General features: G+C 67.3%; 1 protein-coding gene (running past one end of the window). It reads right to left on the bottom strand.

The genetic code is table 11. From position 1 onward, the window contains the following. Nucleotides 1–25,257: the 5' portion of an MFS transporter gene (locus ACQPYS_RS03655; RefSeq protein WP_433491694.1), read on the bottom strand. 16,131 nt of this gene lie to the left of the window's left edge; only the first 25,257 of its 41,388 coding nucleotides appear in the window; its start codon is at nt 25,255–25,257; its stop codon lies beyond the left edge, outside the window.

Here is a 25,257-nt window from a genome sequence, read left to right as displayed (position 1 = left end):
GGCGCGCGCGCTGGTCTCGTCCACGTCCTCGGTGATATCGATCCGCGCTTCCAGATGCTCGATCTCGGTCGATGAGTCGAACCCGCCGAGCGACTCCATCCAGGTGTCGAAACCGACCGGCCCACTCGACCGGCTCGCGGATAGAGCCTGTGGATACGCCATCAACAACCGAGCGCCTATCTCGGCGTTGCGCGGCCGATACTCCCGGCTTTCGAACTCGAAGTCGACCTCTCCGTTCGAGCGCGGACGGAGAGTGATGTATCCGACCTTGTAGGGCGACGAACGCGCCAAGGCGCCGCGGAATTCCGGATGCTCGGCGATCAGTTCACGTCGCGCCCGCTCGTGCCGGCCGGCGGTGGCCACGATCAGCAGCGTGGACTTTTCGCCGGACCGGCCGGGCACGAGCTTGGCGTGTTCAGTGAGCCAGGTTCCCTGTTCATGCCTGCGATACCGGTGCTGCTGGTGACGGCGGGTCGCCTCGTCATCGAGAACCCGTAACGCGTCATCGATTTCGGTAACCGCCGCGGTGAGCCGGACGATCGCGGCCGCCCGCTTCCGGATCGACACCGCGCGCTCCCGGTCCGCGGGACCCAACCGGTCGACCAGCGGCTTCCTCGGGTCGTCGGCCGAGAGCCCCGCGGGGTCGTCGAGGACGGACAGTGGCACGTCCGCCAACTGCGCCGGATCCAGCTCTGACCCCGTGGCCAGGGCACGCCAATGCTCATTCACTTCCCGGCGCGCATCCCGCAGCTCCACCGAATCCGGGCGCAGCCGGTAGTAGTCCATCCCTTCTTCGGCCAGCTCGCGGGCCTGCGTGCGCAACAGCGAGATCCGCTTCTCCATGAGCCCGAAGTCCAGGACGGACGGCCCGTCAGCGCCCAGCGGCCGCGGCGGTTCGACCGGTTCCGGCTCCGGTTCGTGCCGTAGCGTCCGCAGTTGCCGCAGCACCTCCGCCAGCCGCGCCAGCTCGGCCTGATGACGCCGGAGTTCGAAACGTTTCTGTGCGGCGCCCTCTGGCAATGTCACTTGGTCCAGGTGTGCCGCGTCGGTCCCCACGGCGACGATCAGCCTGTCCAGGCGTCCGTCGATCAATTCTGCTCGACGCGTGAGCTGTTCGAGCAGCTGCCGCGAATCGGTGCCGCTCTCCGGGCCCGTCCGTGATCCCGCGCGCGTCAGCTCGTGTCGTTTCATCAGTTCATCGCGTTCGCGCTCCAGCCTGCCGATCGGGTCCGGGTCATCGCCCGCCTCGACATCACCGGTCACGGCGCCCGCCCTGTCGTCGACTTCCGCCCAGCCCTGGGCGGTCCATCGCACAGTCCGTCGCACGACTTCGAGATCGGCGTGGACCAGTACGGCCTCGCCCGCAGCCCGGTCGAGCTCGTCGAGCTCGGATCGGCGCCAGCCACTCCAGCCGACCCGCGCCAGGGCCGGATCGAGTGCCCGCAACTGCTCACGCACCTCGTCGATCCGCCCCCAGGGCATACCGTCGACGTCCAAGGAGACTTTGCGGAACCCATCGACCTCGACGATTCGCAGCAGTTCCGACAGCCGCCCCAGCGCTTCCGGCAGCACAGTGATATCGAGGTTCCCGAACGGCGAGTGGTCGGTCCGGTGATAGCCGGTGGAATACTGCACGGGCTCGACGCGGTCAGGGCCGTAACACAACGCGCTCGCGATGCGGCGGACCCGCTCCACCGAGGTTGAATCGTTCGCCCGCAGTGCCGCGGCATAGTCGGTGGTCAGGTCCGCCAGCTGCGCACGAACGTCCACGTCCATCGGGTGCAGCGGGGTTTCGGCCCCGGTGAAGACGAAACCTGCTACGTCCGAGGTATCGCCTGGTATAGCAGGCAATATCTCTTTCAGCACGACGCCGTTGCAATCAACTGCCACTATCCGGCCACGGAAATTGACCAGGGCACCCAGCTCGCGCTCGGCGCCGGACAGCACGACCACCGCACCGTCACCAGACGCCTTCAGTACCCGGGTTATCTGCTCGGTACCGCCGGTGAATGTGCGCGGGAAGGAACCGAGCGCGGCCGCGACCGCGAAATCTGGGCTGGGCTGTTCGCCACTGTCCATCTCGAGCGGACGGATATCCGCATTGCCGGTCAGTGCGGTGGCGAGCGCCACCACGGCCGGGCCGCGGTACCGGGCCGGGTCGGTGTGGCCGCGGTCGGACTGTGGCGATCCCGCGAACCCGGTCGCGATCTGCTCATCCAGTTCCCGCACCTGACCGCCGAGCCGGTCGAGGTCAACGGCGAGTCGGCACAACTCCGGTAGCCCCTCGGCGCGAGCCGGCGGCCGCGGCAGGTAGAACCTATCCGGCTCTTCCGGGGGCGGCAGCGGGGTCTGTGCCATCCGGTCCAGCTGCTGCCGGCTCAGCGTTTCCGGCTCCAAACCGAGTTTTGCTGCCACTTTCCGGTATTCGGCGGTGACGGCGAACTGCTCCAGTACCACCGCCGACCGACGCGCGGCCAGGCCGGGCAGTCCCTCCTGCCGCAGCGCGGCGGCAGTGGTGAAGAGCCGAGCGAACTCCTCGCCGCGCTGCCGCGCTGCGTCCGCATCGAATTGCGGGACCCGTTCCGCCTGCCCGTCGATCGGATGCGCCGGACGTTTGTCCGGCCCGAAGAAGACAGCCTCCACCTTCGACCGGGAATCGTCTTCCGGATCGAATTGTCGCAGCCTGCCCGTGCTGCCTTCGATCTCCATGATCGTGCCGTCGATATTGGACAACACAAACCGTTGCGCACCCCCGCGCCACGATTCCGACACCAGTGCGCTCGCGCCCGGGCCGAGGTGACGCAACTCCCACGCCAGATACGCTTGCCCCGGGTAACGCAGCACCGGTGCACCCACACTGCCGGCCAGGTCGTCGGGGGCGGCGCCCAGGTCCGGGCGGTCGGGTCTGTGCACCCATTCCGGACCGACCAGGTCCGCCAAGGTTTCCAGTGCCCCGACCAGGTCCGCGTGCCAGCCGAGATCGCTCTGCCGCGGGTCGATTCCTCCTGCCTCCAGCAGACGCGTCAGCTCGCGGTCGGCATCGGCCAATCGGTCCCGCGCCTCCCGGTACCGCCGGGCCGATTCCCGCTGCTGCGCCTGGGTCGCGGGATCGGGCCGCCGGTGGGAAAGAGCGAATGGGTCGTTGTCCGCGGTATCGCGGTCCCGCCACCCGCTCAGGTCCATGGTCTGTGTGTCCCAGTACCCGAACCACAGCAACGCGGCGGTATGTTCCCGGCTCGCGGCGGCCAACTCTTCGAAGAATTGTTCGACAGAGTCGATCTCCCGAGGTCGGCCTTGCGCCTCCACCGTCTGGTTCGTGGCGAACAGCTCCGCACGCTCGTCATGCATCCGCCGACGGGCGATATCGGCGACAAACCTCGCACCGGCCAACGGCACCGTCCGCGCCGGCTTGTGGGGGGCGCCGTCGTCGAATCCGAACGCGGGCAGCATCCGTCCGGGCCGGCGGAACGCACCGGCCTGCCCGATCGATGCAATTTCCGGAGACTCGTGAACATTCACCCCGGGGCGTGCCGGATCGAGCTCCTCGCGTGGCCCGGTGGAGCCCTGGGCCGGTCCGTGGCCGGGGGCGTCCGGTGCCGCACTCGGCGGATCGCCGGCCTGCGCATCGTCCGGTGGGTCGCCCGGATCGTCGGTCAGCGGGCCTTCGACAGGATTGGCCTCACCCGGCGAATCCGATGGAGTGAGCCCGTCGAAGTGTGGAGCCATCGGATCTTCGGCGTTCAGATCGAACAGCACGGCGCGCGCGGGTGCGCGCCGATGTGCGCCGTCCTCCAGTTTCAAGTCTTCCCAGGCACCCAACTCGTAGACGCCGTGCACTCGACTGTCGGACACGACGATCACGGCGCCCGCGGAAGCACGGTCGACGCGGGTGAGTTGGATCGCATGGCGGCGACTCGCCCCTTGGATCAAAACCAGTGCGGCGTCGGCGGTATCGGAGAAGCGCAGGTCTTCGACCACCTTTTTCCACGTGGAGGGTGGCTGTTCGGTGACGGCATCGGCCAGCATTGCCCATCTGGGATCCGTCGGCGACGGAGTCCCGTTTCGGGACAGGTGGCCGATTGTGCTGCTCGCCCGCGCCAAGCAGTCTCGCGCTTCCATACGCAGCGTGCCGATCTCATCGGTCCCGGTGGAGCGTTTCCAGTAGGCGACAAACTGTGCATCCGCATCCCGCGCCCAGGTCCGACCCGTGACGCCCTGCCCGCCGAACGTCGTGAACAACGCCTCCCCCCATGGACGCGCGCGGTCCCGCCACGCGAGGTCCACCTCGACGGGATCAGGCAGGGCAAAGATCTCGGCCACCGGCTCGGCGACCTGCTGGAGATCGGTGACGAAACTCTGTCGCTCGCTTTCCGGCCACTCAGGCGGGTTCGCTCCCGGTACATACGCCGACAGCGCTTCGAGGAGCTCCAGGACGGAGTTCGCCGCCGCGGGCAGCTCCGGCACGAGCTCCAACAGCGGCCGCTTCCGCGGGTCCTGGGGATCCGAACCGGTCGCGTACTGATGCCACAGTTCATGGGTCGTCCGCCACACAATGGCGTTGAGCTGCCGTCCGGTGTGAACCATTTCCGCGACCGGGAAGGCCACGCCGGAACGGTGCGCGTCCAGCTCGATCGCGGCTCGTCCCAGTAATGTCCGCAGACTTTCGATGCCTCGCTCGACACCGGAGAATTCGCTGTTCGACCACTCGACCAGCTCCCCGTACTCCTGGTCGGTGACGTCGCGACGTTCCTCCAGCGCGGCATAGTCGAACGTGATGGGTACGCCGACCAGACGCGCGGCCGCCTCCGCGGCACCGATGTCGCCGAACCCCTCATAGGACAGATCACGTTTTCGCGGCTTCTTCAGTGCCTTCCCGATCCTGTACGCCAAATGCTCCGGGCTCGGGTCGTACATGCCCGAGAACCACGGCGCCACCGCGCTGGACACCGCGGCACCCCGTGGCGACCACGGCTGATGACGCGCCACCCGGAACAACTCCTGGTCGGTGTCGAACTCCATCTTGATCACCGCACCCAGGCCGGGGACCAGATATCCCAGAGCTCCGTGGCCTGCGCCCTCGTCCACCCCCTCCGGCGGGATCGAGCGGTTCCACCACGACGGCAACGGCTGTTCTCGAATCGCCATGCTGTAGAGCACGCCCGCGGGATGGTCGGGCCGCCGCAGCTCGGGGTTGTCGTGTGCCATCCGGTACCCGATTTCGAGGACATCGGCGCGTAGCCCGCCCGCGACGACCTGGTCCCAATAGGGCAGGTCGGACTCGTAGGATGCGTTCTGATGGTTGAGCGCCCACCGATCCTGGCGAAGCGCCTCCTGCCGCTCTTTCTTCTCGTTGAACTCCGTCTCACTGCTCTGCTTGCGCTTCACCTCGTCCGCTCGGGTGTAGAACGCGTCCGGACCGAGCAGACCCAGCCACTTCTTCCACTCGAGCGGCAGCGGCTCATCGTTCTGCAGTGCTGTCCAGCTCAGCGTCAGGTACTGCGTTCTGAGCATGGCGACGGCCTCGTCCGAGGTCGGCCGGCGATACGGGCCCTCCGCCTCGTCCCGGGTGATCGACCGGATAGCCGTCGTGCCGTCCGGGTGCACGGTCACTTCCAGATACCGGATGTGGGTCCCGTTGCGCCACAACATGTCACGGTAATAATCGCTGTCCAGGGCCAGCTCGGTGAGTGCCGCCAGATGCTTGCCCTTCTCGGCGGCGACGATCAGCAGATGCCCCATACCGGAGTAGGAAGCGACATGGTGACTGAGCTTGCGGCCTTGATTCCACCCGTCGCGGTAACGCCTCATCTCCTGGTCGATCACCTGACTACAGGCGTTTTTCCCGATCGATTCGGTCGGGGCGAGCGGCGACGGCCTCGCTGCGGCGGGCAGCGCGGGCACCTCGCGCGGTGGCGGTTCGGTCGCCCGGAGGCGCGCAGGTAGGTCCTTGGTACCGCCCCGAAGCGCCGCCCTGATCCTGTCTATCACCTCGAAGGGCCAGTCGTCGGCGATATCGAGTTCACGGGACAGGAACGCAGACAAAGCATTATGTCTTCTGGAAATACGCAGGTTGTAGCCGCCGAAGGCGCGACTGATCGCGACCGTAGGTCTACCGAGGGCAGGTACGTCGAGCGAGTACTCCTTGTCGTGCCGGAACCTCGGCGATGTCACCTCGGGCAGTGGTATCTGCCGCAGATAGAGACGCTGCATGATCTCCGCGGGATGCCCCGGCCCCACCATCGGGTTCGCCTCCGCCATCCGGTAACCGATTTCCATGATGTTGTTGCGAAGCCGGCCGACGACGAGGTCGTCCTGATCCGGAAGGTCGGTCTCCGACTCGTCATTGCGATGATTGATCGCGTTCGGATCGTGGCGGAGTGCTTCGAATTCCGGCTTACGCGCGTCGTACGCCCCTTTACGGAAACGGGTCGCAATGTCCTTCTTCTGGTAGAAGGCATCGTTACCGAACAGCAGCAACCATTCGTCCAGGGGATCCGCGGTGGTCCCCTTCTTCCGGGCCTCCACATACCCGCCGATCAACGCCGCGAAGGCCTCCTCGGGCGTCGCGCGGCGGTACGGCCCCTCAGCCTCGTCTCGGGTGATGGGGTTCAGCTCCACGCCGCCGTTCGGCCATGGAGTGACCCGCACATACCGAATCGCCAACCCGGGCCGCCAGAGTGCATCGGCGAACTCCTCGTGCTCGGTGAGCAATTCATTCAGTGCTGCCACATGCTGGTCACGACGCGCCACCACGAACAGCAGGTTCCGCTCCGGGAACCAGGCGACCTCACCGGTGAGCTGCTCGCCTTCCGGGTCGCGGGCAAGCTCCTCGTCCAGCGCGCGCTGCACGGCACTGGCGACCGGATCCGGGCGGGGAACAACCTCGGACCCACCGATCTCCACCTCCCCACCACCCCGAACCGGATCCAGCTCCCCACGTGGTCCGGCGGCGCCCTCGACCGATTCGTTCCCGGGCTGCTCGCGGCCGATCTCGAGGTCTACCGGAGGTTTCGTATCGCCCGGTGTGCCGTTGCCTGGCGTGTATTCCACCAGCGGAGCCCGGAAGCGGTTGCGGAGGATCGCGTAAGTGCGCAGCACACCCGGCTTCTGCTGCCCCCATTCGTATTCGGTCTCGACCATCCGTGTGGTGGGACGTTCGAGCGTCGCCGCGGTGCTCTCACCCGGGACCCAACGGCGCTCGATGAGCCGCGGCCGACCGCGCGAGTTCAGTCCGCCGACGTAGATCAACTCGTCGACGTGCCCGCCCGACTCGTACTCCACCACCACCGCCGCGTGCGCGCCCCGGCCCATTTCCATCAGGTCGTGAGCGATTCTGTCGGTCGCTGTCTTCGGCCTTACCTCCAGGAACGAAGAGAGTTCGTCGTCCGGACGGTAACTCCTGGGCGTGCCATCGGCGACCGGGCCACCCCAGCTCGCCTGCAGCGCCTCGCTGAGTTGATCGGGTGTGCGGCTGATACCGGCCAGCAAGCGCGGGTCCTGGTCGGTCCACTCGGCGATGACGTACTTCGTGCAGTCCGGCGGCAGAAGTCCCTCGAGGTCGTGCTCGGCCAACGGCGAAGGTGCCCGGGACAAGCTCGGGGGCCGGTATCCGGTCCCGTCGCGGGCTGGTACTCGGTCCGGATCATCGGCGGCGACTCGTTCGCGCCGCAGTGCTGTACCGGGTGCGGTCGCGGCATTCACGATATCGGTGGTGTCGCCGTGCTGGATGAACTGCACCGCCGGCAACGAGCCGCCCCGCGGCAGGTGGTCCCGGGTCGAGACCCGGGCGTTGACGGCGTCGACCAGGTGATTCGCGGCCTGCTGGTGGCTGTGTGCGGTACTGACCCACATCATTTGCGCTTCGCGCGTGCTCTGGTCTCCCGGCCCGGCGATGAGGCCCTGCGTGACGGCGGTGATCCCAAGCGCCGAGGCCGATTCGTCCCGGTCCAGGACGTGTACCTTCCACACGGCGGAGGTATCCAAGTCCTCGAAGGCGACCACGGGCCCGTCGATGTCCAGTAGGTGCACGGGCACCGGGTCGCCGGGAACTGTGGCCGCCGCCCGCTCTGCCTGCACCAATACGTCCCGGAGCTCCCACAGCTCCCGCCACTGCCGTTTCTGCGCGACGGTGCGCCCGGCATCGCCGCCCCGCTCCAGCGCGGCCAACCGGTGCACGATCTCGTAGCGGTTCATGCGGTTGAGCCACCGGGCAGGGATGCCGGCGAGATCGATCTCCGCGGCCGGACGGCCCCCCTCTGCCAGCTCCCACCGCTCGGCGGAGGTCTTGGAAGCGAAAAATGCTGCGGTGTGCGCAAATTCGTGCCGGCCTTCCCAGAGCCCGGCCGCCCGTTCCCTGGCGCCGGGCGGCGGCGCGAAGGGTAGCGATTCACGGACCGCGACCGAGACTTCCGCGCGTACGCGATCCCAGGCGAAATCAGCGTGTTCGTCCGCCAGCATCAGGTTCTTGAACTTTATGGCGGCGTCGATCATCTTCTCGAATCGCCCCAATCGATCCGTCGAGACCGGACCGCTGTCCTTCAGGCGATCGAGTCTGTTGCGCAGACTGCCGGGCCCTTCCCGGAAACGACCTGTGATTCCCACGTCCGACAGGTCCACTTCGCACTGAGCGGCCAGCCGATCGAGCTCCTGCCTGGTCTGCTCGATATCGGCACGGATAGCGTGATGCTCTCGCGCGCGGACATCGAGCCGGGCCGCGATAGCGTCGAGCATCCGCGCCTGGTCGCCGGCCCGCCGGAAGTCCTGGGCAGCGGTGACCAGATCATGCAATCCGAGGTAACGGGGCGTCTGGATACCTGCTCCCGGCCGGTATGCCTTCTCGCGCAGGGCAGCTACCGCGTTCAACGCCCTCGGTTCGGCCGGCAGCGGTTCGCGGTCCCCCTCGAATCGCTCCAGATGCGCCTCGCGCAGTTCCGCGTAACGCCGGGTGGCCTCCGCACGCCGCCGGTACGCGTCGCGCTGTTCACGCTCCAGCGCCTCGATGCCTTCGACCTGGGAATCCAGCCGGCGGAAGCTGTTCTCGCCGGAGAGCATCCGGTCGATCATCGCCACCGAAGCGACTACGAGATCCGATCTCCGGTCCTGCCGGACGACCCACTCCGGGGTCAGGTACTCCACCGGCAGGCCCAGTTCTTCGGCGGCGGTTTCCGCGAATTCGAGGCGCCGCTGCTCCCACCGGGCGCGGCCACCGGCGTGCAGAATATCCGACGCTTTCAGCCTCGCCGCGAGCTCGCCCCGCCGCTGCACGGCCGCGTCCCGTATCCTGCTCAGGTCGGAACCGAAACTCGGCCGGTCGCCGTTCGTCTCGGCTACTACGTTCGGTACGGCATGGAGCCGTCTCGGGCTCGGATTGCCACCGGGCGGGGTATGGAAGGCCAACTCGGGACTGAGGCGAGACGTATTCGACTGGGGCGCGATACCTTCTGAGCGGCCCAGCTTCCCGCCGGGTGTGTCCAGCACCTCGTCCAGTTTTCCCGGATCGCTCTTCGGTGCGGCCGGCTCCACCGGGCCGGCGGGCACCCGCACGGCCGGAGCCGGCGCGGCGGGCGCTGCCGTGGATTCGCCGGATACCCCAGTAGTGGGTTTCCGGTAGTCGTGCGCCGGGACCTGCTCGGCGGGTGGGCCCTGGATCTTCGGCGGGTGCTGGGTGTGCGCGCGGGCACGCCGTCCACGCTCGGTCGAGACGGGGTCGCCCTTGTTGCTGGTGTAGTAGGCGTAGAAAACTCGGTCGGGGTCCTTATAGACCGGTTCCCATTTGTTCTCACCGTTTTCGTCGCCGTCGTAGTTGCGCACCCTGGGGAGGGGGTTATCGGGATCGACTTCGATGAGAGTGTCGTATATCAGGACTACTTGTTCTTCGGGTTGGCCTTCGGGTCGCTTGCCGGGCTGTTTGGTCACATTTCTGATCAGGAACCCGTGGGCCCGGTCGCCCTTCTGCACGACGATAGCGGCGGTATCGACCCCGCTCTTCGGATTCCGGACGGTTTCGACGATGGCGGCGAGGGCATCATCACCCTTCGCCGGGTACGGCCGAAGCCGGGCGCCGAGATAGGATTCGAGAATTTTCCAGTTGTCCTCGGCATCCCAGCGCGGATCGGTTTCATCTGGTTCCGGAGAACTGTGGTGGCCGAGAGAACGGAACGTGCGGGCGAGTTGGATGGCGCAATTCTTCACAATCGCGGGTTCGAGATCGGGGATTCCGGTTTCGGCAGTTTCGGTCGAACCGTCACCTACGGTCGGTTGTCGATTCTTGCGATGCAGATATAGATACCCGAGTATCGAACCGGTGACCGCGAGTGCTCCGAATCCGGCGGCGTTCACCAGCCCTGCCGCGTCACCAAGGCCTCCCAGCAGAGCGGCACCGCCCAGGGCGCCGACCGCACCACCTGCCGCGCCGGTGAGCTCGAAGACCGATGTCGCGCCGCCCTCCACCCTGCGGGAAATGACCTTGTTCCAATATTCACCGAACCTCTTGTTGTTCATATTCTGAACGATGCCGGCTCCAAAAGCAGCCGACCCGACCAGCACCGGGTCCGAAGTATTCGCGTACACCGACATGAGGCCCGCCATCGACATAAACGAAGCAGGGTAGGTGACTTTCAGCGGAATTCTGTTGGCCCATTCCGGTGGCCATGTCGAAGCCACGATCCCGAGGCTCATCCCGGATAGCATCAATCCTGCCGCGATCGGCGAGGGCACCTCGCTCGCGATCTTATTGAGTTGCAGGCGGCCTGCCGCATCGACGGCAACTGCGAAGAAACTCGCGAAAGTAAAGGTGCGCATGAACTTGTCTCGGTATAGTTCAATCGCCCCCTCATACCACTTGGGCGTATTCTTCTTCTCGATCGGCACAGAGGGAAGTTTGTGCAGTATTCCCAGATTCACGAGATGGGATGCAACGAGATTCACGAACGGGAGAGCGATTGATGCCCGTCCGAGCATGGGTCCGGCAGATTTACCTGTCGAGGCGGCCATCGAGCGCTCGAGCAGAATGTACCTATTCGCATCCTTGAAATCTGGCCGGGGATCCAACGCCTTGTAATACTTGACATTGACCGTCTTGCTTATGGAATTGAAGAACGGGATGATCACAGCCGCTGCCATCATGGCTTCCACGGTCCCGGGCTGACCGGACGCGACCCAGATGCCGGTGCTGAGTCCAACGGCGACCGTGCCTGTCGACGTGGACATCAGAATCCGGCGGGGCTCGAACCTGTCCGCGACCGGTCCACCCACGAAATAACCTGCCGCCGCAGCCGTGAAGACTCCCGCCGATGTCGCGCCGACCAGATCGATCGATGCGCCCATCTGCAGCATCGACACCGGGATGACAGCGGCCAAGGATTCACCGCTGATCGTCGCCGTGGTGCTACCGGCCCACCGCTTGAAGAGCGGCGATTTCTTGGGCCGGTTCTTCCGGCGGATCCACCGCAGGAAAGATTTCGAGGGCTCGTCGGGCTCCCCGGATGCGGGCTTCTTCTTCCGAGGCGGGCCGCCGCCGGAGGCGAACAACACCCCGTCGTCGGGCAATGGCCGCCGTCCGTCCTTGAGTGGACGTGTGAAATCGACGAAGGGCAGGGCTCCCTGCACCGGCCGGGCATAGCCGGCGAATCCGTTGCGGCTGCCGCCGAGAGTGTCCAGTACATCCGCGACTCCCGCCGGATCCCCCGGCCGCGCGGCGGTACCCCGCACCGCCCACGCCTCCGGACCCAGCCGCGGATCGACCAGATAGAACTTCGACGGGTCGTCCCGTCGAACACGGCTCCGACGCTGCGGCGTGCGCGGTGTCGCTACGGTCGACGCCGAGGCAGTACCGTCCGCCGGGTCGGCAGCCTTCGCCGGTACGCCGGTATGCGCCGCTGGGACGCTCCGGGGCGTCCCCACCGCCGCGGCCGGCTCTGCCGGTCGGCCTGCGATGGCGACATTGTCGTAATCGAGTCCGGCGATGGCCTGGGACCTGCCGTCGACGAGTGCGCGTCGGGCCGTGCCGCCCTGCTCGATCTCGAACCCGGACGCGCTGCGAATTCCTCTCTGCCCGAGTGCCCACGTCGGGAACGGGATTCGTTTGCCCCCATCCAGCGCGACCACCTCACCAGCACCCTTCACGGGAACCGTCCCACCATCCGCCCGGGGCTCGGTTCGGCCTTCCCAAACCAGGCCTACTGCGTGTGATCCCGGCCGGGCGGCGTCGGTGAAGCCCCGGTAGGACACCACCAGCACCACTGCGTCGCCGGTCTCCTCCACATGGCGGGCGGCCTCGTGGATATCGCGGTATCCGCCTTCGCGGAAGTCCGCGTCGAGCAGTTCGGGCGCCTCCGGGGCGCGGACCCCTTGGGCCCCTGTCGCGTGGCCGCGCAGCTTCTCCGATGCGGCGCCACCCACCGCCTCGTAGACTGCGGTCCCCGCCTGCACCAGGCAGTTGTTCTGCTGTGCGCCCCAGAGATGCTCGTCGGTGCCGGTGGTGATCTCGCTGAGATCGGCGCGACTCGGCAGAGCGGCTTTTTCGGTGATGACGGCTTCGACGCCGGTGGCGAGGCCCTTCGCCAGGGCGTCATCGATACGCGTGAGTTGTGTTGTGAGACGGCTGGACTCGGCGGCAAAGCCGATCAATTGTTCCAGACGCCGGAAGCGGGCGACCCTTTCGTGGAACCACACATCGGCGACGAGATCCGGTCGCGCCCCGGTGAGCAATGTGATCTGCGCAGCGGTCAGATCCGTCGCGGTGGCGCCGTAGTCGGCAAGCGCTTCCGCGCCGATCCTCGATGCCAGTGCGGCCCGCTCGGCGGCGTGGAAGCGTCGGAGCCGCGGGGAGCGCTGCGCACCGGTGCCCAACCAGTCGATGTCCGGGGCGGCCAATTCGTCGACGCGCACATCGACGGCTTCACGTTCATCCAGCACCCGCACCCGCTCCGCAGCGAGCGTGTCGAGCCGATGCTCGAGCTCCCGCAAGCGTTGTATCCGCCATTGCCACAGCTTCCGCTGACCGGCGAGATCGAGCAGCTCACGCAACGCGTTCTCGATACGCCGCGACGCCAGCTGTTCGTATCGATGCACGTTACGCTGCTCCGCGCGCTGGAGTTGTCGCCGAACTTCCTCGGGCTCGGCGATACCCGTTCCGTACCCGAACCCGTTGTCCTCGAGTAGTTCCCGGTGCTCCGCCTGTAGGCCGACCAGGCGGCGTTCCACCACGGGGAGGTGTGTTTGCGCTTCATACAGCGCCGCGCGCAGACGGTCGATACCGCGCATGCGCGTGGAGACCCGAATCGTCTCTTCCGCCCTGGCGATATCGATGTCCAGCATGCGGCATCTCGATGCGGCCCGGCTCTGCTCATCGTCACGGACACCTCGACGCGTCAACACCTCGTCGATCCCGCGCACCCGAGCCTGGTCGAGTAGGGCCGGGGCAACTCCGAAGAGGGACGACATCTTCTTCGTCAGCAGGGCACGCCGGTCGCGAAGCAGTCGCAGAGCCTGGGCGGTGCGCTCGTCCGGTTCGGCCGCGCTACCTCGTAGGGCCGGCATTCCGTGCAATTCCCTGCGTCGCACCGCGTCGGCGTCGCCCAGCTCATACAGCGCCCCGCCACCGAACACCGGTACATTCGCTCCGGCGAGGATACCGAACTCGGCGATGATCTCCCGCGCGCGCTTCAGCTGTTCGTCGAAAACCTCCTCGACCGATTGTTTCCCGGGATCGGCCAGTATCTCGGCAACAGAGTCTTTTCCGTTCTGACGCTGCCTCCTTTCGGCGTCGTTGAGGTATATCGCCTCAGCGCTGGTCTCGAGTTCCGATAGCCGGTCGCGCAATCGCTGGTATGCCCCGGCCGACAATTCCCCGTGCGCGGCCAGCGCTCGGGCGTAGAAAGCGGCGGCTTCCACCACATCGATCTGCTGGATCCGGGATTCGAGCAGGACTGCACTGTCGATGAACATGACGGTGTCGAAGAGCCAGACGAACAGCTCCGCCGCATCGCGGCGGTTCGCCGGAACATCGGCCTCCCTCGCCAATTCCTGGGCGTGTCTCCGCAGCGAACTATTGTCATCGGGGCGAAATCGCTCGTCGTCGGCTCGGATCGCCTCGACCAGGCGCTCCCTCGCCCGAATCAACTCTTCGACGACCGCGCGTCTGCTGTCCGAATCTTCGGCCACGAGCTCGGCGGCGGTCGTGTCCTGGTCGGCGAAGCGCCACTCCAGTTCGGCGAGGGTGTCGGCCAGCTGCTCACGAGACAACCGCCGCAACGTATCCAACTCGCCCAACCGGGGTTCGACTACCCGAAGATCGACAGCGGTCTCGGAGACAGCGGCCGGAGTCTGCATCGGGTTTCCGTACAACCATGCTCCGGCCTTTCTGATCAGCGCGGGGGCGCCGGCCTTCGCGATCAGCGGATCCTTCAAGCGCCCTACGAATGTGGACAACTGGCCGGGTGGTTCGGACGGTCGGCGCGGTAGGTTCGTGAAAGCGCCGCGAATTTGCTCGAGTCGGCCTTCTTGCACAGCGGCTCGCAGGATCCGGTCGCCGGGTCGATCGCCGAGGACCGGGATCTTACGTGCCGCGGCGGTGGCGTCCTCGCGATTCGCGGCCAGTTCCGTAAGAGCCGCGGCCAACTGCCGGGCGTCGCCGCCCTGCCACAAGAGCACCGCGGTCGATCGAGTGTCGCTGTGTTCGGCGGCGTATTTCTCCACCGCGTCGCGCAGACCGATGCGTAGGGAATCAGTTGTCCCTTCCGCTCGCACGAGCATGACCACCCGTTGCGCCGTGTGCGGGTCGGCGCCGATCCCGAAGTACTTCGTGGGCGTGAGCGAGCGGGTGTGCAGCCTGGGCGCGCCGGGCAGATCCGCCACCCAATCCCGGGCCCGGCCGATGACGTCTTCGGTGGACTCGTCGCGTGTTACCCGGATCAGGTCCAGTCCGTTGCCGCGCAGGCGTTCGGCCACGTCCTGCCAGATCTGTGTTCCACGGTTGGTATTGCTACGACTGACCAGTTCGATACGTGGCTGTCCGCCGTGGGGAGACCACACTTCACGCGCCCCGGCATTCGCGGCGATACGCGCCGCAAGATCTTCACCGGCGAGTGCCTCACGGGCATTGCGTGTCTCGGCATCCCCGTAGGAGTGCATGACGAGTACGGTCACCGGCCGGCTGGGGCGGTGTTCGAGCGCGGCGAAGTTCGCACCGTCGCGTACCACCTCGGCGAACTCGGCGGGAACGCTGCTGCGCACCACCGGGTACCAGATCTCGCTCTCGGGCGCGGTCTCGTCGCCGTATTCGAACAGCAGGCGGCCCGCGGCCCCGCCGAGTCCCGTGCCGCGGGGGAACGAGAGCAGATGGAACGGGACGCCCATCTGCTCTGCGCGTTTCCTGCCCTCGTCTCGCAGGTCACCGACCTTCTCCAGCTCCAGCAGCCGCTGGTGGTCGGTCTCGGAGAGGGTGCCTTCCCGGCTTTCCAGCTCATCGACTTCGCGCTGCCATTCGAGTTCGTTCAGCTGGTGCCGGGTGGCGCGCGGGATGCCCGGGGCTTCGCCGAGGATCGCGGGATGCTCCTGCTCCAGCGCGGCACGCTCGTCGGTGTTGGCCCCGTACCACAGCCGTGCGTTCCGGGCGCCCAGGTCTCGTGCGGCTTCCAGGGACAGCACCTCGCCGTCGCGGTGCACCATGTGTTCGACGTCGTCGATTCCCGCGCGGTCCAGCGCCAGCGCCACCAGCTCCCGGCGCGCCGCTGCCGCGGGATCGGAGGTGGCGACGGCGATATCGGTGTCGCGCTCCGGGCGCGGCCGCACACCCGCCGGCTCCGCGACCGCGAAGCCCTGCGCGTCCATCCACAGACCGGTCATCTTCTGCGCGGCCGGTTCGTCGGTGGGTACGAAATCCCGGATGATACGGTCGCGACCCGCGTCCCAGAGATCGACTCGGATCGAGCCGTTCGCCACGACCGCCACCAATTCGACAGCGTGCCCGAGCCCCTCGGTCGCCGCCATGAACACGAACATCGACAGGCCGTTACCGCTCCCGGCTTGCCGGCTCTCCGTTTCGGACGCCCAGGTGAGCAGCCCCTCGTAGGCCGCACGCATATTGCGCAGCCGATGCGCTCTGACCCGTTGTCCGGGGCGAGCTTTGTTCGCCTCGACATAGCTGGTCAGCGTGCCTTGGCCCGGAACAGCGGGCTCGACGGCCGCAGGGTCTCGTCCGGTGCGGGCGGCATTGGCGGCCATCATCGCGCGCCCACACTGGTCGTCGAGGTCCCGCAGCTTGTGCGGACGCTCGTACCCGCCCATACCCTCGGCATCCGCGATCGCGATCTCCCGCCGACGCGGAACGACGGGTGCCGCCTGGACACCGTCGGTGCGACCTGCGGCTGCGCTGAACCGCTCGGCGCCGGTCCGCTCGATCCCGGACGTCTGCGCCAATCCGTCGCTCAGTCGTTGTTCGAGCTCGCGGACTCGGCCGGATAAAGCGCCGACCGCCGCGGCGGCGACAGCTATTCGCTCGGCTCGCGCGGCCGACTCGCCTTTCCCCGGGCCCGGTGTCCGGTCCGGCAGTTGCCGGGCCGCGGACGGCAGCTGAGGATCGAGATCCTGCGCCGGGCGCCGGACTCCGGCGTCGGCGGACAGTTCTTCGAGACGGCCGCGGTAATGCGCGAGCTCGTTCCGCGCGGCACGAAGCTCGGCTGCCGGCTCTTCGAGACCGAGGACGTGCAGATCCAGCCACCCGAAAGCTCGCTGTCGCCGTTCATGGGTCTCGGCGATCGCGATGAGCTCCGCCAATCCGGCGGCCCGGCCGGGATCGGTACCCGCCACATCCGCACGCTGCTCCCGCAGCTCCTGTATCGCTTCCGGCCCCCGCACCCGCACGCCCAGCTCGCGTTTCAAATCGGCGAACCGGATGAGAGCGCTGTACCTGTATTTATGCGCGTTCGACAAGGAGAGTTCGGCGGAGTCGATGAGGTCGCCGAGCTTGCGCGCGGTATCGCGCTCCTCCGTCGTCGAGTCCAGCTTCCGCCCGACCGCCCGGTAGTCGGACCGGAGCTGCGTCAGATTGTGCCCCAGTCCGACACGCGGCGCGGGCGCGCGACCCTGCGCGGCTTCGGTCGCCTCCGTCAGCCCGAGGTCCAGCAGCTCCCGCTGTTCGTCGAGCGCCGTAGCGTGCGCCTCGACACGCTCGGTCTCGATCAGTAGTGCCCGGATCTCCAGCAGCTCCCGCACGAGCACCGCGATATCGGGCGAGAGCGCGGCCCATTGCGCGGCGGTCAGATTCTCCGGCTCGGCACCCGACTCGACGAGGGCATCCGCCCAGAGCCGGATCTCCGCCTCGCTCGCCCGCAACTGCTGTACGGCGGCCTGGGGCTGAAACCGCGCGCCGGGCTGCAGACCGTGCATGTTCTCCACGACCCGGCCCCCCGCGCGCACTGTCCCGAGAACCGCGGCCGGGGCTTCCCGGAGAACTGCTGTCGCCGCATCGGCGAGGTTACGCGCCTGCTGAGCGAACCAGTCGAACGAATCGCGGGTATCCAACTGCTGTTCGTACCGTTTCCGGGCGTCGCGCAGTGTCTCATGCAACAACAGGATCTGCTCGGTGTGCCGGCGGAACTGTTCGAGGTCATCGAGCTGTGCCAAGGTGTCGTGCAGGGCGACGAAATTCTTCTCCACCGCGGTTTTTCCGGGTCTCGCGCGCAGGTTCGCGACTTCCTGTTCGATCGCCTGAGCGTCTTCGGACAGCACCGGCAACATGACCTGGCCGCGAACGTAGTCGTACTGTTCGACCCAATCCGCCCGTTCCGGCGAGCCCGGATCCAGCAGGGGCTCCACTTCGGCCGCGGGGCGGGAGAGGCGGCTCGCCAGAGTCACGGTCGTATGTGCCCGGCGCGCGACCCTGTCTACCAGTAACGCCAGCAGCCAGGAGTCCAGCTGATCGCCGTCGCTGACATCGGCACCGTAGGTGCGGGTGAAGGTCCGCATCGGTGGCAATTCGAGTTGTTCGCCGGCACGGATACGCAGCTGCAACAGCGCGTCGAGCTCGCGGACCATTCGCCGCGGGTCGCCGCCCCGCCACACGTATGTAGCCAGCCCGGCATTCTGAGCGGTCCGAGCCTGATGCGCGTCGACAGCGTGCTGCAGGATCGTATCCAGTGTGACCGGGTTCGCCTCGCCGACGGCGATATGGAAGTCGATCATGCCGGCCCGGTCCCCACGACCGATTTCCACGAACGGTTCCTCGAGCGAAAGGATCGTCATCGCGGGGCGGCCGGGCAGATGGCGAACCGAGCGCAGGGTTCGATTCAGCATCGCCAACCGAGCCTCGATATCCTGCAGTTTCTCGGTCGCGGCGAGCGAGGGGCCGCCGTCCCGCTGCTCTTCGTCGCGCACGCGGGCCTCGGCGCTCCGCCTGGCAGCAGCCAGTGACGTCAACGACGTGATGTGACGGGAAAGCCCGGGTGCACCGGGAAGTTCGGAGATCTTCTCCGGTGCGGCGTCGATAAGGTCATTCAACCCGGCACCCAGGCCGGTCAGGAATTCCGCGATCTGCGCGGCGGTGGGCTCGGGCCCGAGCGCCTCCAACTCTCGAAGCGCTCGTGCGGCCCTCTGCTGCCGCTCCGGAGTGATCTCCGCAGCACCGGGCACGTCGGTCAGCACGTCCAGCGGCGGATCGACGTCGATCTCCCCGTCGTATTCGGCGGCCATACCCGCGGCCCGGCTCGCTATCCGCACGGCCTCACTCTGGGCACCGCGGCCGACGAGCTGGACCGTCGGTTTGAGCCCGCCCTCGCGGAATTCGCGGATCGCGTTGACCCCGGAGACCCATTCGACCAGGGACTCGGCGGCTGCGGCGATCCGACGGTCGAGCGTGCCCGCCCAGTCCTCCGGGGGCGGGCGAAGGTCGAAGGTGACAACCGCGATCATTGCCACGGTCCCCGGTGAATTCCGGCGGCCCGCGAAGTCGGCGAGGGCACCACCTATACCCTCCATCAGCGCGGGCCCGTCGGGAGCACTGTCGGCCATATGCCAGATCAGGGTGTCCGAATCGTCGACCGGACCGAGCCCGAGATGGACTCGGAGCACGCCGCCCCGCGCGTCCTGTGGTCCGGGATCGGGCACCTCGACCGCCGACAACAACCGCACCGGCGTATCGCCCGCCACGCTCTCGGCAGTACCGCGGATATCCTTCAGGATTGCCGCCGCTCGGTGACCGAGTCCGGCCCGGCCGGACTCGAGAGCAGCCCAATTGGCTTTCTCCGCGTCGTGGGCCGGCAACGCCCCGATCACCGCTGTCAGACCCGGATGCCGGGCCGGCAATTCCGCACTCAGCCCGCCCCGCGCCGCCGTGTCGACCAGCTCGGCAGCCACCCGCGCACGCAGCCGCGACGCGGCGACAAGGCTGTCACTGCCCCGTACCGGATTCAGCAGCGCAGCCAATGTTTCGACACCGTTGCGCCGCAACACCTCCTGCGTGAGCTCGTCCACCGGGTCCGGGTCCGGAAGCTCACCACGAGGCAGGCTCGACTCACCTTCGCCGGCGGTCGAGGCTCCGATACGCACCTCATACGGCACAGTGCGCGGATCGACCGGGTTCGGGTTGCCGACCACGATCGGCTTGTTCTGCTCGTCCAGGTGCCACACCAGCACCGGCGCTCCGCCCCGGGGCGGAGTGAAGTCGGGATCGAAATCGAAGTTGACCGGGTCGCGGTATTCGATCCGATCGGAATGCCGGATCAGCCGGACGACGTGGTACATCGGTCCATGCGCACTGGATGCCGCGACCTTCGGGTAGGCCACCAGCATCTGTGCCGCACCGCCGGTGCCGGCTCGTAATTCGTCGACCGCGACACCGAAGTTCGTCCGCCACTGTGCGGGCACCGGCTCGACGTCATGTCCTTCGGCAAGCTCAACCGCGACCTCGTCGCCCGAGATACCGCATAGCGGGTCGGCGCCGCGCACCGGATCATTCGCCTGCGCGGAATCGCGCCGCAGATCGTAAACCATATGGGGCAGACACTGGTTGGGTAGATCCGACCACGAAGTGCGCGGCCGAATATAGGGCAGTGTGTCCCGCGCCAGTTCATCGAGACGGTCGCGTCGCTCGCTGTATTCAGCTGCGGCAGCAGACATCGCTTCGAGATGTCGTCGCATATCGACAGTAAGGCGCGGGTCGCGCGCCCTGTGCTGTAAGGCAGGGGCCCACTCGGTGGGCACACCTAAGCCGTCCAAATCGATTCGACCGTAACGGGCCATAACGCTGAGACGCTTACGCGCCGAGCCGACCTGCGTCAGGATCTGCCGGATCTGCACTGTCTGCGAAGCAGTCAGCGGCGGCGTCGGACGTGGCTGCGCGGCTATGGCCGGCCCGGTCTCGGCCTGCGTTGTCCCCGCCGAGAGGACGTCTTTATGGTAGTGGGCTGCCGGGCGTGGCGGGTGTTGCAGGGCCGCGACCGTAATGTTGTCCTTGCTGGTGATCAGGGCCTGATCGATCAACGCGGTGACGAGTTGCCCCGGATCCTGCGAGTGCTCCTGCAGCAGGCGATCGACAACGACCGGATCCACGCTGTTCAAACCGTCGCTGTAGACCGTGACGGTGACATCGCCGGAGAGCTCGATGACCTCGGTGTACGTCGCCTTTCCCTTCGGCGGGCCCACCTTCGTCGTGATGGCGTGCTGCAGCGCCCCGGTCTTCACGCCCCATCTTTTGAGGTGCGCCAGCGCCTGAGCTTCGGTCAGGCCGTCCAGTTCCCTGATCAACTCGAGCATGGCGGGTCGCATCCCGTACTCGGCGAGGCGCGCGACCACGTCGGTATCGGACATCGCCGTCATATCCATGAACCAGTTGAATACCGAGTGGTCCCGGGTCACCAGTTGTGAACCGACCCGTGCTCGACTGTCACCGACCCAGGTGACCGTCGCCTTTCCCTGCTGGACGATCGCGATGACGATCGTAGTGGCCGGAGGCTCTGCGAGGTCCCGATACTGCCCTTCGGCCAATCCTTTTGCTATGTCCTGAACAACGTCGACCGCCGCTTCCGACACCGCACTCGCGTCGAATGCGCCGCCGACGGCGGCCTCGACAGCTCGCCCGACATACCCGATCGCGGCCTCCGCCGCCGCATCCGCGAGAACGGCGCCACCCGCCGAGGTCGATACGCCGTCGCACACCACCACGACCTCGATCGGTTCACCGCCGTGATCGAATACACCGAGCCGCATCGCGTCCTGGTTGCTGTGGTGGTGAATTTCCGGCCTGCCGATATGGCTGATCCCGGCGACCGGACCCACATCGAGTAGGTAGGACTCGTTACCGCTGAATCGTTGTGGCTCCTGAGGGGACCCGAATATCCGGGTATCGGCGGAAGGCATATGCAGGCCGGGCAACGCGGTGGGCTCTTCGCCGACGGCGAGTGGGGTTTCGAGTACGCCGTCCCGAGATTGGATGGACGTCACCCGGTGCGTCTCGTTCGCGAAGACCCGGACGAACTCGCGGACCTCGTCGAGACCCGTATGGGTGTATTCGACTCCACCGTTGTAGCTGTGTTCGACCACGATGCCGTGAACGGGGTCGTGGCGCGCGAAAGCACTGTGCCCGAAGCCGTCGGAGTATTCGATCACCAGCAGGGCCGCCAACCCGGGCGTGGTCATCACCTTGTGGATCAGCTCGGACAGTGTCCGGTGGTGTTCGCGGTCCCGGTGCCAGTCCCCGCGCACGTGCTTCGCGATATCGACCGCGTTGTCGCCGCGCAGCGGGTTTCCCGGCGGGGGTTTGACCGGTTCGGACCCCACCCTGCCGCGCGCGATCCAGTTCGCGTGCTCGAACTTGTAGGACGCCAGGGTCGCGCATTGCCCCGCCAGCAGCGGTTCTTCCCGGTGGCCGGCGGTGGTCGGCCTTTTTTGCGCGGTGCCGTCGTACTCGGCCGACCGGGCCGCTGTCGCCGCGGGTAGCGGGCCGGTTCCCGCTTCCGGGGTGGTGGCCGCCGCGGAGGTCGCTGCCGAGTCCTTCCGCGGAGCCGAGCCGGGGGTGTTGTCCTTCGTTCCAGGATCCGACCGTGGTGTCGTGTCCGGTGCCGAGGTTGTTTCCGGTGCCGACGCCGACTCCGGCACGGAGGCAGACTTCGGTGTGGCCGTCGCTTCCGGGACCGCCGCGGGTGGTTCGTGCCCCGGCACGGTCAGCGGCCCGGGTGGCGCGGCAGCGCCCGCGACAGGGGCATTCGCGGCCGGTGGGACCACTTCCGGATGGGTGGGTGCCGCGGGCGGACCACCGCGGGTCGGTTCCGCGGTTCGACCGGTGTGCGCGGCCGGTTCTCCGGGCCGCGTCGCGGGCTCGGGTTTCGATGTGGGCCGGGTGCGGACGGAATCGGTTCCCACAGCGGGTTCGGTGTACGGGATACCGAAACTGGGATTCTCGACATAGCCCCACTCGCCGGGCGAATCCAGTTCGGTTTGGTGACGGCCGACCACGAACTCCGACCGCACCCCACCCGGGAACATCACTACGCGGCCGCCGTCCGGCGTCCGCTGCGCGAAGCCACCCGGTGCGTCGATCACATAGACCCGCCCCACACCGGCGAACTGCCGCGCGGCATCCAGCGAGTCGTATCCGATGACCACGCTCATACCGGGCTCAGGCCTGATCCCCTGGGTGAACGGGGGTCCGGCGCCACCTGCCTCCGGTACCGGGACGTACACCGCACCCGCGCCGCTCGTACCCTGCCAGACAGCGGCCTGTCCCCCGGCCTTGCCCCACCCGATGAAGAGCCCGGGCATATCGACGTGCTCTTTCGCACCTGGTGGGGCCGCCGGCATGGGCTCGGCTGTGGCAGGGAATTTCGTCGCCGCCATACCCGCCTCGACAGCCTGCTGCGTCGTCTGTCCGCGCAGGGCCGCCGCGAGCAACTGATCGGCGGCGGACGTGCCCTCCCTCGGCCGCGTCGGCGTCATCGTCGCTTCCCGCGCGCCCGATCCGGGCCCCGGCCGTCCCCTGGCCGGCGGCTCCGGCTCCGGCCTCGGAGATCCCGCCGAATCGAGCCTGCTCCCCGGCTCGTTCTTCGCAGGCATGGGCTCGCGCGCAGGTGTCGATGTACTCGACCGATCGGCGACTCCGGTGTCGGGGCGTTCTCCGGGCGGACGACTCGGATCGAAGCCCGGGTTCGCCACATAGATCGTTCCCGCGGCAGTGGATTCGTGTCTCCCGACCACGAACTGCGACCCCACCCCACCAAGCAGGACAACGGCTTGGCCACCGGACGGCAGGTTCTGCGCGAAGCCGCCCGGCGCGTCGAACACGTACACCACCTCGGAGCCGAATTCCCGCGCCTGCTCCATCGAAGTGAAGCCGATGACCACACCCGATTCGCCGGGCACCGCGCCCTGTTCGAATATCGGATCTCGTGCGGCACCGGGGAAATACACCAGGCCACGCTCGGTGCCGCGCCACTGCGGCACCGCGCCGGCACCGTCCGACCATCGGTTCAGCACAGCCGTGGGGTCGATACCGTCCCGGACCGCGGCGGGATTGCGGGCAGGCATCGGGTCGACGCCTACCGGCAATCCCGCCGCCGTACTGCCCCGTTGTTCCACCGCCTGCATCAACCCGTCGACGGTCGAGCCCGCATTCCCCCCGGTCGAGGTACCCTGACCTGTCTGCGCGGCGGCGCCGGCCTGCTGGCCCGCGACCACGGTGCCACCCACCCCGGCACCACCCGCCGCCGGTCTGGCTACCGGAGGGACACTCGATCGGCCTTCGACCGTCTTACCCGTCTCACCGCGCACTGCAGGCGATTTCCCGTGACCGCTGTCCGCAGCGCCCGGCCGCGCACCCGCTTCGGAACCGGGCGCCGAGCGGACTCCGCCTTCGGCCGGTCGCCCGCCGGTTTCGGGGGCCGATCCAGCACGAAGGCCACCATCGCCCGCGCCGGACCTTCCGCCACTGTTCGGGTGCGGCGCGGAGCCGTCGGCCGGGGCACGGACCGAACCTTCGGGCGCCGCGTTGCCCCGCAGCCCTTCACGATACGTATTCCATTCGTGCTGAATGTTTTTGAGCTCTTTGACATGCCCTTCGTAATAGGCGTTGTTCCGCCCGGGCCCGTTGGCTTGGTTGCCGATCTCGTTGACCCGGTCATAGAGACCACTCGTTCGTGCCGGAGCGGCCCCTTCCGGAAGCTTGTCCGGATGCAACTGCTTCGACAGCTCGAGATAGAGCGCGCGGCCCTCACTACGGGACTGCGGCGTCAGCTGCCCGAGGTCCGGCGCGCGAGACATCCCCGCCCCCGAAACTCCCTCACCCACACCGCCGGGTACCGGACGGGCGGCACTCAGCGCTCCCAGTCCGGCTCCCGCCACCAACATATGCGGATCGAACGAGTAATCTACCTTGCCCCCGATCGCCAGCTGCGCTAGAACTCCGCCGGCCCACATGCCGCCCATACCGGCCTGCCCCGCGACGGCCCCGATCAGCACCCGTTTCGCCAGCATCGGCGCTGTCCAGGACGCCAGCACTTTCGACATCGCCCATGCCGCCGGACCACCGGCCAATGGTGCGAAGGCCCACGACGTGCCCGATATCAACAACGATTCCGGCTTGATCTCCGCCCCCGCGGCCAGGCTGGCGCCGGCGTCCACCGCCACACCCACGGCCCCCGCCTTGAGCGCCCCCTTCACTATCTCGTTGCCGAACACTTTCCCCAGCGGGACCAAGGCCCCGAACCTCGTCAGCAACGGCGCCAGTGAATCTTTCATCGTCGCCAACGCCAATTCGGCACCCACCCGCCGCATCCCGTTGCCGGCCGTGACAGCAACGAGCTCTTTCCCTGTCGCGATAATCATCGCCTCGGCGGCCGGCAACGCGAGCCGCCCCCACGGTGTCGTCGACAGAAGGGCCCGCGCCGACCACAACAAGTACAGTGTGTATGCCGCGAATCCCAAGAGCATCAACTGCGTCTTGGTAATACCGTCTGCGCTGGCGTCGACGGCCCGCCCGAATTCCTCCATCGCGTCCGCCAGCGTGTCCAGCGAATATTTACCCTGCGTCAGCTGACCCAATTGTTTTATCAAGGCATCGGTAGCGACACCCGTATAGATATCCGCGATATCCGCCATCGTCTCCTCGACGAACGGAGTGATCGCGCGCATCTCGGCCGCAGGATCGAGTAGGGCATGCTGCGCGAGTTCCGACATATCCCCCGCACGGGCTTCCGGGTACTCCATCCCGAAATTCAGGATCTCGGCGATGCCCTGTAGCCACCCTGGAATCTCTACGTTATAGGCCAC

It is taken from the genome of Nocardia grenadensis (assembly GCF_050942415.1).
Classification (GTDB): domain Bacteria; phylum Actinomycetota; class Actinomycetes; order Mycobacteriales; family Mycobacteriaceae; genus Nocardia; species Nocardia grenadensis.
This window is presented reverse-complemented; position numbering and strand designations above follow the sequence as displayed.